The organism is Vibrio sp. Scap24 (genome assembly GCF_013394185.1).
Taxonomy (GTDB): Bacteria; Pseudomonadota; Gammaproteobacteria; order Enterobacterales; family Vibrionaceae; genus Vibrio; species Vibrio pomeroyi.
Window position 1 is genome coordinate 424,223 of sequence record NZ_CP041332.1, and the last position, 12,769, is coordinate 436,991.

Genomic DNA, 12,769 nt, shown 5'->3' on the forward strand with positions numbered 1-12,769 from the left:
ACATAATAAGCACTGAAAAATAATATATGCGCCTATTTGATTAATATTTTAGAGATAAAACTTATCCATCTATTTTATATCAATTATTCGGCTCGCTTTTTTATACTGAATACGCCACCCAGACCATGTGGGCAGCTCCCAGCGTTTTGGTGATAACTTCCGACTACCCGATTGATAATGAACGTAAATCAACTTCCTTCCTGTCAGATATTCCACCTCAAGTTGCAAGTCGGCAAGACACAATGAAAACGGGTATTTTTCCGAGAACTCGTTATACAGCCAAGTAGGTATACCATCAAAGGGAATATCGTCATGTTCGAACATTTCCAGCTCACTGACATCCGTCACGCCTAACACTTCCAGTTGCTCTATAAACCATAGTTCAAAGCTCAATTGTTCGAGCTCTGGTGTAAATTGAGTCTGCTCATCCAGCCCAAGTTTCACGTAAAGCTGCCAATGCTTAATCTCTTGAGTGCGAGCCTCTGCAAAGCCTGGAAGTTGAGCACCACTTACCACCAGATCAACGATAGGCTTCAAAGATAACTGACCTTCTGCCGCCACCAGTTTAGTCGTAATCGTGCGGCCAGCGTGCACCAATGCCATTTCGGTAAACACGCCCTCATCATTGACCACGGTTTCACCTTGCTGCCATTCACCTAATTCTGCTTCAACAACCAGTTCTAAAGGAACAGGTGCAGTGGTCGTCGCTAAAGTAAGTGTTTGCTTCACACCTCGGCCCGGTAAGCTGTGAGTGTCCAACACCAACATCGCTTGTGCATTGTCAGGGAAACGATTCTGGCGACCGAGTACGACTTCTAACATCCCATTAGCGAACGCTTCTTTTCGTTTCAATCGACGAACAAACACCAGTTCAGGGTGCAGCTGAATAATAGTTTCAAGTAAAGCGGCACGTTGATAGCGCGACGCGACTTCTAACTGCGGAAGTTCAAACACTTCTCGCATTTGCTTCGCCAAACCTTGGGCTTCATTCAAGGCCTGCTGGTCTATTTCAAGATGCGGATAATCACGACCGCGAACAATCTGAATTAACAGGGATAAATCACACCCTTCTTTTTCTTGTTGCGCGAGCGCTTCCAGATGTTCTGCATTGTTAGGTAATTGATATAGGCGAGCAGGCACAGACAGCGCAGCCGTGAGATCGACCATCGCTTCTTTGAGTGCTTTGGTTTTAATGCGAGTTACAATATCGGCATACAAGGCATCAATCGGCAGTGGATACAACTTTTTTCCGTGCTCGGTAATTTGGTGATCAGTGTTAATCGCTTCCATCGTCAGCAAGGTTTGAGTCGCGCTGTTTAGTGACTTCTCAGGCATAGGATCGAGGAAAGACAAACTTTCAAGAGTCGCACCACAACATGCCGCCGCCAACATAGGTTCGGTCAGTTCTTCACGCTGTAGTTCAGGAGGCGTAACCGACTCCAACGCAGCGTGTTTGCCATACAAACGAACACAAACGCCGTCCATTACCCTACCCGCACGACCCGCGCGTTGTTTGGCACTGGCGCGTGATATGGATTTCAACATCAAGGTGGTTCTGCCGTTACGCTGAACGGTGCGTCTTTCTAATCCGGAATCTATCACCACACCAATATCAGGAATGGTTAATGAGGTTTCTGCCACGTTGGTCGCAAGGATGACCTTTCGCAAACCGCTGCCATTGCCATTGCCATTGCCATTATCACTATTGCCATTATCACTATTGCCAGTATTACGACCAGATAAAGCGAGATCTCGCTCTTTGTCACTGACCGAGGCATGCAGTTTAACGACTTGGATATCTGGATTCTTTGCCAAGGCTTGTTCACATTGTACGATCTCTTTCTTACCCGGTAGGAAAACCAAGATATCGCCATGTGACGCAATCAGTTGATGATTCACTTCTTCAGCGATGCGCTGCTCTAGATGTCGACTATCCGGCAGAGCTCTAGATTCATTCGCTCTGTGTTCAATTTCAACCTGATAAGTTCGGCCTTCACAACTGATCCGACTCGCATCCAAATAATCAGCAAGGCGCTCACCCTCAATGGTTGCCGATGTGATGACTAAACGATGACTCGCTTTTTCCTTTAGGATCGCCACCAGCAAGTCAATGTCCCAGCGTCTTTCGTGGAATTCATCCACCACAATCACATCAAAGCCAGCGAGCACATCTTCTGATAGCCAACGCAGTGCGATACCGGGAGTCACAAACACCACGTCTGTTTGCTCGTTGTATTCCGACTCTAGCTTGATCGCATAACCAACTTTTGAACCTAACTTTTCACCCGATTGTTGCGCTAAATATTTCGCAAGTGATGTACACGCAATTCTTCTCGGCTCCACCACCAAAACACGCCCATGTTGAGATGCCCAAATCGGCAAGCGCGTTGATTTGCCCGAACCGGTTTCGGCTTCGACAACAAGATGAGAATCGGAGATCTGTTCATGGAAAACATTTTGATAAGAATCGATGGGAAGTAGAGACATAAAAAGGAAGCGTCGCGAAAAAGTGTGAGCAAAGTATAACGAATTATGGCGTTCAAATTCGATAAGTGTGGGACATGGGTAAGAATATCATTTTGTTTGCTAAGATCGGAGGGAAACTATTTACAATTGAATAACTAAACCGTTATCATTTTTCAGTTACCCTTTCTCCCATATTAGGCATCCAATGAACAACGATAAACGCCCTCTATATATCCCTTATGCTGGTCCTGCTCTACTTAGTACCCCTCTTTTAAACAAAGGCAGCGCATTCTCTGCTGAAGAGCGCAGTTCTTTCAACCTTGAAGGTTTGTTACCGGAAACAACCGAAACAATCCAAGAGCAAGTAGGACGTGCATACAAACAATATTGTAACTTCGAAAGTGATATGGATAAGCATATCTACCTTCGTAACATCCAAGACACTAATGAAACGCTTTTTTATCGTTTAGTTCAAAACCACATTTCTGAAATGATGCCTATCATTTACACGCCAACGGTTGGCGCAGCATGTGAGAACTTCTCAAATATTTACCGTCGTGGCCGTGGTCTGTTTATCTCTTACCCGAACCGCGATCGTATCGATGATCTACTGAATAATGCGACAAACCACAATGTTAAAGTCATCGTGGTTACGGATGGTGAGCGCATTCTTGGTTTGGGAGACCAAGGTATCGGTGGTATGGGGATTCCAATCGGTAAGCTAGCACTTTACACAGCGTGTGGCGGCATCAGCCCTGCTTACATGCTACCAATCGTACTTGATGTAGGTACAAACAACCCTCAACGTCTTGCTGACCCAATGTACATGGGCTGGCGTCACCCTCGTATCACAGGTGCTGACTACGATGCATTCGTTGAAGAGTTCATTCAAGCCGTTCAACGTCGTTGGCCTGATGCTCTAGTTCAGTTCGAAGATTTCGCACAAAAGAACGCAATGCCACTGCTTGAGCGCTACAAAGATCGCATCTGTTGTTTCAACGATGATATCCAAGGCACAGCAGCAGTAACGGTAGGTTCTCTACTTGCAGCATGTAAAGCAGCCAACAGCAAATTGTCAGACCAACGTATCACCTTCTTGGGTGCGGGTTCTGCGGGTTGTGGTATTGCTGAAGCTATCATTGCTCAAATGGTGTCTGAAGGTATCAGCGATGCACAAGCTCGCTCTCAAGTTTACATGGTTGACCGTTGGGGTCTGCTACAGGAAGGCATGCAGAACTTGCTTGATTTCCAACAGCGCCTAGTTCAAACCAACGCGAATACTAAAGACTGGGAAAGTGATGGCACTGGCTTCTCACTACTAGACGTTGTTCGCCACGCTAAGCCAACAGTATTGGTTGGTGTATCTGGTGCACCAGGTCTGTTCAGCAAAGAAGTCATCAAAGAGATGAACCTTCACTGTGAACGCCCTATCGTATTTCCACTGTCGAACCCAACTAGCCGTGTTGAAGCAACGCCAAACGACATCATTCGTTGGACTGATGGCCAAGCACTTGTTGCAACAGGTAGCCCATTTGAGCCAGTGGTTCACAACGGCACGACTTACCCAATCGCTCAGTGTAACAACAGCTACATCTTCCCAGGTATTGGCCTTGGTGTACTGGCTGTGAACGCTTCACGCATCACTGACGAAATGCTAATGGAATCGAGCCGTGCGCTTGCAACATGTTCTCCGCTAGCAATCAACGGTTCAGGCGCTCTGCTTCCACCATTGGAAGAGATCCACACAGTATCTAAGAAGATCGCTTTTGCTGTTGGTAAGAAAGCGATTGAACAAGGTGTTGCACTAGAGATCACTGAAGAAGCACTGCAACAAGCGATTGACCAGCACTTCTGGCAGCCGGTTTACCGTCGCTATAAGCGTACTGCATTCTAATAGAGCGTACTTGTTCTCAAATACCACTCTTACAAGAGCCTCTGCAACTGCAGGGGCTTTTTTCTTTACACTGTCTTGTCTTTTTAACTGATTTTTCTCATTTTTATTTGGTATTATCGAGCACTCAAAAATTAATGCTCAGTCAAGGACCATGCCGAGAGTGAAATTCGATTCTCACATTTACCGTAGCTACCTATCAAAAGCTTACAAAAAACTGCAAGGTTTTCTGTTTGGCGCTTTCCTCGTGTTCTTAGTAGGCAGCGCTTCGGTTATTGCGATCGATTATTGGGTTTCATGGCAAGCAGAAGACCGCATCATTTACGATATTGATGAAGTGCCTGAGCTTGAAGTTGCAGTGGTACTTGGCACCAGCAAGTATTTGGGTAGAACACTCAACGACTATTATAAGTATCGAATCGAAGCTGCGATTGAGCTCTTCGACCGTGAAAAAGTCGACCAGTTTCTGTTAAGTGGCGACAACGCTCACCGCTCTTACAATGAGCCGTGGACGATGAAACGAGATTTGCTGAAAGCCGGTGTGCCTGATGAACGCATTAATCTCGATTATGCAGGGTTTAGAACATTAGACTCGATTGTTCGCGCTAAAAAGATCTTCGACACCGACAACTTCCTGATCATCACTCAAAAATTCCACTGTGAAAGAGCACTGTTTATCGCTAATTCTTACGATATTCATGCACAATGTTTAGCGGTTTCAGGCCCTACTCACCATTCGGGTACGTCTATCCGTTTACGTGAAGTTTTTGCGCGTACGAAGGCGTTCTTAGACTTGTATATTATGGGGACAACGCCAAAGTTCCTTGGACCTAAAGAGCCGATTCAACCGAGTCCAAAACCGGAATCATTTCCGATTCCAAACCCTATGACTGACCCCTCTGTAAACCCTGTTGTAGATCCTACAACAAGCCCTATTTCAGACCCAGCAGAGACGGATGTGTAGAAAACTACACATTTTGAATTTGTTGCCTCACATTTCCCCACTGTTACACAAAAACACACCAACACGCCTTTATTAACTTAAGTAACATTCTCCCAACAAAGTCTGGCCCTACATCAAGCTATATACCTCGAAAATAATAAGCACGACTCAATGAAGTCGTGCACCAATAAAACGAGGATAACAAAAGGAGCGTCTTATGACGGCACTTGTTACTACACTGAAACACTGGTTGTTCACCCGCAACAGCATGATATTAATTGGTAATTTCATGTTATTTGCTCTGTTAATCAATACCCTCCCTTTCGAAACACAAGTCAATACTGGTCTGAGTATTCTCGTGTTTGTCGCCGTTTTATGGTTAACCGAAGCAATTCACGTCAGCATTACTGCTCTGCTCGTTCCACTCTTAGCCGTGCTGTTTGGTGTGTTCAACACATCGGCTGCATTGGCGAACTTCTCGAACCCAATCATCTTCCTATTCATGGGTGGTTTTGCCCTTGCTGCTGCGCTCAACAAGCAAGAGCTCGATAAGGCGATTGCCGACAAAGTACTGCTGATTGCAAAAGGCAGAATGTCGGTGGCAGTGTTCATGCTATTCGGTGTAAGTGCGGGTTTGTCGATGTGGATTTCGAACACAGCAACCACGGCAATGATGCTTCCCCTTGTTCTTGGCATCATGAACAAAGTTGACCAAAGTGAAGACCGTAATACGTACGTGTTCGTGCTGCTAGGTATCGCTTACTGTGCATCGATTGGTGGTATCGCGACCTTAGTGGGTAGCCCACCGAACGCAATCGCCGCTGCAGAAGTGGGTTTGAGCTTTACTGAGTGGATGGCGCTAGGTCTTCCAATCTCACTTATCTTGATGCCAATCGCGATGTTCATCCTTTATGTGATGACGAAGCCTAAGCTTGACCACAAATTCGAGCTAGACCACGCACCGGTAGAGTGGACGAACAGCAAAAAAATCACGCTATCTATCTTCTTACTAACGGTTACGCTTTGGATATTCGGTAAGCCAATCAACGCAATGATCGGCGGCTTCTCTAAATTCGACAGCTTGGTAGCGATTGGCGCGATTGTACTACTAGGCGCTTCTAGAGCAGTTGAGTGGAAAGATGTTGAGAAGACGACAGACTGGGGTGTATTAATCCTATTCGGTGGTGGTATCTGTCTAAGTAACATTCTTAAAGCAACAGGCACCAGCGTATTCCTAGCACACTCACTCAGTGGCTTCTTAGAAACAGCAGGCGTTCTGCTAACGATTCTAGCGGTAGTGGCATTCGTAGTGTTCCTAACTGAATTCGCAAGTAACACAGCCAGTGCAGCGCTTTTGGTGCCGGTATTCGCAACCATCGCGGAAGCACTTGGTATGTCGCCAGTTATCTTGTCTGCACTGATCGCTGTAGCTGCGTCTTGTGCCTTCATGCTTCCTGTTGCAACACCACCAAACGCAATTGTGTTTGCCTCTGGTCACATCAAGCAGAAAGAGATGATGCGAATTGGTATGGTGCTTAACCTAGTTTGTATCCTAGTACTGACACTGTTCGCTTGGATTTTCTGGTAAGCAATAAATGCTCCCCTAAACTGGCTGCAGTTCCCCCACTCAGCCAATATAAAAAGCCCGCTCAACATGAAACATACACTGAGCGGGCATCCAAAAAAACAATAAAACGCTTTTCCCTTTTGGTGGCTCTTCGCCACCTTTTTTGTTTCTAACCTCTAACCTTCCAATATTCCAACTAACCAACTCACCAATGACTAAATCGCACTGGGTACTAAATTGCGCTCAGAACTAGATTGCACTTGGGACTAGACGCGTCCAACCCAACAGCAACATAGAGGCACACAGAACCCACACGACTGTTGCCAATGACAGCGTCGACACCAAGTTGTAGCGATAACTAAATACATAGACCGCACCAAGATAAGCCGCGTAAGGCACAAGCGAAAACAAGCCAAACAGTGCTGTGGTACGCAATTCCACCATGGTTTGTTCCGTGCCGACAATGTAGTGGGCAATCAAAGCAAAAGTAGGAAACAGCGGCACAAGGCCAGAGATATAAAAGCTCTTACTTTTTGACAACAGCGCAATCAATAAAACCGCCGCCGCACCAAGCAAGCATTTAAAAAACAGGGAAATCATTTCAATACGTTATCCAAACAAACCAACAAAAGGCTCTAGAGGGTAAACTCATATAGCGCCCATAAAAACGCCACACGTCACATATGCACGTGTGGCTTATTAAGTAATCAAAACAATTTGCAGATTAGTGACTCAAGATCACCTGATTACGTCCTGAGTGTTTGGCTTGATAGAGCGCTTCATCAGCGCGAGCTATCGTCTCTGTCACCCTCTCTTGTTTCATCTCGGCGAGACCAATACTGCAAGTGAGCGGGTCGCCATGAACCCAAAGATGCTGGCTAACCAGTAGTCGAATGCGTTCGGCTTTGATCTGCGCCTCTCCGGCTTCGGTCTCTGGGCAGAAAACGATAAACTCTTCACCGCCCCAACGCACCAGTTTGTCGGTCGCACCGATGGAGCTGCCCACGACCATGCTGAATTCACGCAGAATATGGTCACCCATTTGGTGTCCGTATTTGTCGTTCACACTCTTAAAGTAATCAATATCGAGATAGAGCATACTCAGCTTACCGTGGCCTTGCTTCACGTGTTGCGATTGCATCTTCAACCAATCACGAATTGCGTGTCGATTGAGGATCCCCGTTAGCTCATCACGGTGCGCTTTCTCAGAGAATTCAAAGTTCTGCTCTCTCAATGCTCGGTTCACGTTCTTTAAGTGGTTGTGTCTCTTCTCGGCAATCACCATACGCTTTCTCGAACGATGTAATTCTGAAAGTAAGAACACAGTACCCGTGCCGACCCAGATAAACAGTAAGATCAAGAACAAGCTTTCCGCAGAGATATACGAGCCTTCAAACTCGATGCTGCGAATAACAATTCGATGATGGCCTAACTTCGCACCCGATGCGGTAGCAAACTCGACCATATTCACGTTCGAATATTCAGGCGCTGAGTGCTCTAACGCCACATCATTGTCGGCTAACCACCATGTCATCACCTGTAGATTGGCGATTGGGATTTCAATCACACCACCATCGATTCCTGGAGAAAACTCCATGCCGTTGTACTTGTGTGTGTACTCGTCATCAGGAACAGAATAAGCGGGATTGTAGTTGCGTAGGTAAGTTCTCAAACGGCCACTAGAGTCCGCTTCCGCATGGTAATCAATATTTACTCTAAAGGTGTGATACTGAGAGAGATCAAGGCCTTTGGTAATGTCTGGGTTGATACGAATCGACAGGCCGCAATAAGGCCAAGGATATTCCGACTCTTTAAGTTCACAGTCGAGAATATACTGCCCATTTTCGTAGGATAATTGGGATGTACTGACGCCCCTATCAACTCGATCGCTGGTCGCGATAAATTCATATTTATCAGGGGTTATTGCTGTTATCACACGATTTCCGCTCACACGGTAATACTGCACAATGGCAAGCGTTGCGATAACGAGAAAGATAACAATCTTATGGATCCACTTCACGTCTAAGCTTCCGGCTTAAGATCCCTATAGTTGGGATTTCACGATAAAAAACAAGTCAGATAAATTAGTGATCTTAATACCAATAAATCACTAAAAAACGTTATATCACGCCCGAACAAAATGTCATACTATATTTTTATGCATGTATTTGCTGTTGATTATCCACGACGAGAATCAAGTAATATTGCGTATAAAAACAGGCTCTATTTGTTATACTCATCGCATAATCATCGTTAACCGTACTGCCTGCTCACAGCGCAATCGAGTCGACGAAATAATAATCAAAATACAATGAGTAATGTCATGTCTTTATTAGCAAAAGGAACACTCAAAAAGATGAGTGCTTCCCTTGATGGCGCGGTTACCTACCGTTTGCCTGTAGGCGAAGAGTTTGTAGAGCTAAACCCTCTGATTGGTAAAACCATCAACCTCACTCACACTGGCAACATTTTTTGCTGCTCATGCGGTAAGAAAACCAAAAAGAGCTACTCTCAAGGCCACTGTTTTGTGTGCATGAAAAAGCTAGCAAGCTGCGACATGTGCATCATGAAACCAGAGACTTGTCACTACGATGAAGGCACGTGTCGCGAGCCTCAATGGGGTGAAGAGAACTGCATGGTTGATCACTTCGTTTACCTATCGAACACATCTAGCCTTAAGGTTGGTATCACGCGTCACACTCAAATCCCAACACGTTGGATTGACCAAGGTGCGACTCAAGGCCTACCTATCTTGAAAGTAAAAACTCGTCAGATTTCTGGCCTGATTGAAGTTGAATTGGCAAAACACATCGCCGACAAAACCAACTGGCGCACGCTGTTAAAAGGCGATGGCGACGATATGGAATTGGTCGAAAAAGCAAAAGAACTGTTGCCATTGGTTGAGGATAAAATCCAAGAGATCCGAGCAAAGTTTGGTGACGATGCTATCGAAATTCTGAGTGAGAACATCACTTCATTGAGCTACCCAGTAGAACAGCACCCAGTTAAGATTGTGTCGCACAACTTCGATAAGAACCCTGAGGTATCTGGTGTGCTGCAAGGCATTAAAGGCCAATACCTAATCTTAGATACGGGCGTAATTAACATCCGTAAATTTGGCTCTTACGAAGTTGAGGTTTCTGCATAATTTGTAGAACTTGAGCGCTTCTAATTGTTAGCGATCTGTCGCTGATAGCCAAAACGAAAAATGCCCTGAAGCTCATTACTTCAGGGCATTTTAAATTAAAAACCTGTGTTACTTATTATCAAGATCTAAAGCGCGACCACATCGCCACACACGCGATTCTTGCCAGCCGCTTTTGCACGATACAGGGATTGGTCGGTCACATTCACAAGTGCATCGATAGAAACCGTTCCTTCACAAGCTCGGCTATCACTCACACCGATACTCACACTCACATTAAAGCGAACGTGCTCATCAATCTTAAATTCGGTTTGATTAAACTGCTCTCGGATCTGATCAGAGACTTGACGCGAAACCTGAGGCGACGCATTTGGGATAAACACGATGAACTCTTCACCGCCCCATCGACCCGCTACACCGCCCACAGCCTCAACATTACGCTTGGTAATATCAGCCAATGCGCAAATCACCTCGTCACCCACCATATGTCCGTAGGTATCATTGATCGATTTAAAGTCATCGATATCAAGCAGCATACACACTAAGTGAGTCTCAGAGACAAGGTGCTCTCTCAGCCACTCATAAATCGCCCTACGGTTAAGCAAATCCGTCATTTCATCGTAATTCGCTTGGTGAACCAGTTGCCTTTCTAGCATCACCTTCTGAGTCACGTCTTCAAGCACAACCTGAACCGCAGGCTGGCCTTTCCAAGTGATCGCATTATCGTAAATATTGAAGAAGCGATGAACACCATCTAAACCGATATTCTCGACCACATTGCTCATGCCTGAAGGCTTACCCGAAATCACCGATTGATAGCGTTGATAGATGCTTTCAACATTTTTCTTCGGCACCAAGTCGAGGATAGAGTCTAGCTTCAAGGCTTGCTCAATCGACTCTCCGCCCTGAAGTTTCACCCAAGATTGATTGACCATTAATGGCTTAAAATCTCGATGAACCAAGATGCCCTGACCGGACTGCATGATCATATCGTGGTACATCTTATCTTGCTCGCGCACCACGTTTTGTAACTGAATCGCAGGAGAAAGATCGATAACCGTCACTTGCAGTGCTGGCCTACCTTGCCATTCAGTCACATGGTCGATTGAAAACACGGTGAACTCTCTACCATTGCAATCAACATTGGTATAGGTATGCCCTTTCGGGTCGCGTTGACCGCTGACGGTTTCAAGGTAATTTTGGTAGGCGAGAACATGAAACTCTGCTGGAATGAGGTCCAGAAAGCTATCTATATTGGAAAGTAGTTCTTCGGGTGATTGGTATCCATAAATACGAGCATAATTAGCGTCAACACTAACCACATTCATATCTTGAATAGTTATTACACCGTACGTGGATTCGAAATTTATTGAAGACATTGCCAACTCCGCATTATAGCTATACTTCACGAACTGGAGCATAACAACACATCCCGCCAACGCTTCCACACAATCTATCACGCGCTAGGGACATTAATATACCATCTAGTATATCGTACTGTTGCGGCCTTCTCTACAACTCAATCGCTAACACGAGTTAGTAAAAGTAGACAAGCATCTCAATCCCATTATTCGCGTCAAAAAACAGAAATAGATAACCTATACCAATGTAACTATTATCTTTTTCTATTTTTGGGTTAAATCTGATCAAAGAACCCGCTCACTACCACTTCAAATCCTGTTCGCTATTCTTTTAAACCTGCGCACTATTCTTTTAAACCTACGAGCTATTCATTCCAATCAGAGAAATAGGAAACTAAGAAGTCGATAGCCAACCGTGCTCTCTGTGGAAGAAAACGACGGTTCTGATAAACAATCCAACTGCTTGTTCCCGCTCCCCAATACTCTTCTAACACAGGGACGAGTTTTCCATTGCTAAGACTGCCATTGAAGCTGCTTTTAGGAAGGTAAACGATGCCAAGCCCCTCTTCGCAAGCTTTCAGTACCGCGCTTGAATTGTTGCTTCTCCAACGGCCATGAACTCTTACCGCATTTAGCGGCTTTCCATCTTTCTCGAACAACCATTGGTCACTGTTGGCGATAATACAGCTGTGCAGCTTGAGTTGTTCTGGATTCGCTGGCGTACCAAACTCAGCAATGTAACCTTTGCTTGCTGCCGCAGCCATCGGGCGATCAACCAGCTTTCTTGCCACCAGCCCTGAATCGTCTAATCGACCGTAGCGAATGGCGAAGTCGATACCATCTTCGATGAAGTTAACCATCTTGGTGTTGAAGTTCATTTCGATAGTCAGATCGGGATGATCTTTCGCAAATTCCATCAGCGCCGCGGCAACATGATTCTCAGCAAATGCGCCCGCCGCACTGACACGTAAAGTACCGCTAAGCTGAGTTTGTTGAGACGTGACTTGTTCATTCGCTTGTTGCAGCCCAATCACCAAGTCTTTGCACTGTTGGTAATAAGTGTGGCCAGATTCAGTCAGGCTAACCATACGTGTTGAACGCGCAAGCAGAGCCACCCCAACTCTCTCTTCTAACCTTGAAACTTGTCGACTCACATGGCTGGTACTGCAACCTAACTGTTTGGCGGCCGCTGAAAAACCGTGGCATTCGGCGACCGCAACAAATTCATTAATCCCTTCAAAGCTATCCATACTTAATCTACTCGCATTCTATCTTTGCTATATAGCAACAATGTTTTGCCTGTTTTGCATATTATCACCTAATCAGTTTGGAACTAGTATTAGATACAACAAGACAGCGATAGTTAAGTAACAGCGCGATACCTAGCGCCTAACGA

General features: G+C 45.5%; 9 protein-coding genes. 4 read left to right on the forward strand and 5 right to left on the reverse strand.

The annotated features are described in order from the left end of the window. Window positions 1–69 precede the first annotated feature (69 nt). Window positions 70–2,487 (reverse strand): helicase-related protein, encoded by a 2,418-nt coding sequence (locus tag FLM53_RS01605; RefSeq protein WP_176680990.1) that lies wholly within the window; start codon window positions 2,485–2,487, stop codon window positions 70–72. Window positions 2,488–2,671: 184 nt separating this feature from the next. On the opposite strand from FLM53_RS01605, the gene FLM53_RS01610 reads away from it, so the two are divergent. The 3 genes from FLM53_RS01610 to FLM53_RS01620 all read left to right on the forward strand — a co-directional run bounded on the left by FLM53_RS01610 (window position 2,672) and on the right by FLM53_RS01620 (window position 6,888). After that, window positions 2,672–4,360: an NAD-dependent malic enzyme gene (locus FLM53_RS01610; protein ID WP_009846476.1), complete on the forward strand. Its 1,689-nt coding sequence runs from the start codon at window positions 2,672–2,674 to the stop codon at window positions 4,358–4,360. 160 nt (window positions 4,361–4,520) lie between these two features. Continuing rightward, entirely contained in the window at window positions 4,521–5,321 is an 801-nt protein-coding gene (locus FLM53_RS01615; protein WP_176680989.1) for a vancomycin high temperature exclusion protein, read from the forward strand. 196 nt (window positions 5,322–5,517) lie between these two features. Further along, the gene (locus FLM53_RS01620; protein WP_017631290.1) at window positions 5,518–6,888 is read left to right on the forward strand and encodes a DASS family sodium-coupled anion symporter; all 1,371 of its coding nucleotides are present in this window, start codon (window positions 5,518–5,520) and stop codon (window positions 6,886–6,888) included. A gap of 228 nt (window positions 6,889–7,116) precedes the next feature. Here the strand turns inward: FLM53_RS01620 and FLM53_RS01625 are convergent, their stop codons facing one another. Both FLM53_RS01625 and FLM53_RS01630 read right to left on the reverse strand, forming a co-directional pair. After that, window positions 7,117–7,467, reverse strand: coding sequence for a GlpM family protein (locus tag FLM53_RS01625; protein ID WP_017631289.1), 351 nt, complete (start codon window positions 7,465–7,467; stop codon window positions 7,117–7,119). Window positions 7,468–7,591: 124 nt separating this feature from the next. Then, complete coding sequence (locus tag FLM53_RS01630; protein WP_176680988.1) at window positions 7,592–8,887, reverse strand: GGDEF domain-containing protein; 1,296 nt, start codon at window positions 8,885–8,887, stop codon at window positions 7,592–7,594. Between the two features lie 303 nt (window positions 8,888–9,190). Here FLM53_RS01630 and FLM53_RS01635 point away from each other — a divergent pair, with 303 nt between their 5' ends. After that, on the forward strand, window positions 9,191–10,015 hold the full coding sequence (locus tag FLM53_RS01635) for a DUF2797 domain-containing protein (RefSeq protein ID WP_029235797.1): 825 nt from the start codon (window positions 9,191–9,193) through the stop codon (window positions 10,013–10,015). 125 nt (window positions 10,016–10,140) lie between these two features. On the opposite strand, the gene FLM53_RS01640 is transcribed toward FLM53_RS01635, so the two are convergent. After that, a complete protein-coding gene (locus FLM53_RS01640) occupies window positions 10,141–11,433 on the reverse strand; it encodes a sensor domain-containing diguanylate cyclase (RefSeq protein WP_176680987.1) in 1,293 nt (430 codons plus the stop codon). A gap of 305 nt (window positions 11,434–11,738) precedes the next feature. Beyond that, window positions 11,739–12,623 (reverse strand): LysR family transcriptional regulator, encoded by an 885-nt coding sequence (locus FLM53_RS01645; RefSeq protein WP_176680986.1) that lies wholly within the window; start codon window positions 12,621–12,623, stop codon window positions 11,739–11,741. Between the last annotated feature and the right edge of the window lie 146 nt (window positions 12,624–12,769).

Coding starts and splice junctions, on each gene's coding strand:
- FLM53_RS01605 (WP_176680990.1), bottom strand. CDS start 2,487: ATGTCTCTACTTCCCATCGATTCTTATCAAAATGTTTTCCATGAACAG.
- FLM53_RS01610 (WP_009846476.1), top strand. CDS start 2,672: ATGAACAACGATAAACGCCCTCTATATATCCCTTATGCTGGTCCTGCT.
- FLM53_RS01620 (WP_017631290.1), top strand. CDS start 5,518: ATGACGGCACTTGTTACTACACTGAAACACTGGTTGTTCACCCGCAAC.
- FLM53_RS01625 (WP_017631289.1), bottom strand. CDS start 7,467: ATGATTTCCCTGTTTTTTAAATGCTTGCTTGGTGCGGCGGCGGTTTTA.
- FLM53_RS01635 (WP_029235797.1), top strand. CDS start 9,191: ATGTCTTTATTAGCAAAAGGAACACTCAAAAAGATGAGTGCTTCCCTT.
- FLM53_RS01640 (WP_176680987.1), bottom strand. CDS start 11,433: ATGCTCCAGTTCGTGAAGTATAGCTATAATGCGGAGTTGGCAATGTCT.
- FLM53_RS01645 (WP_176680986.1), bottom strand. CDS start 12,623: ATGGATAGCTTTGAAGGGATTAATGAATTTGTTGCGGTCGCCGAATGC.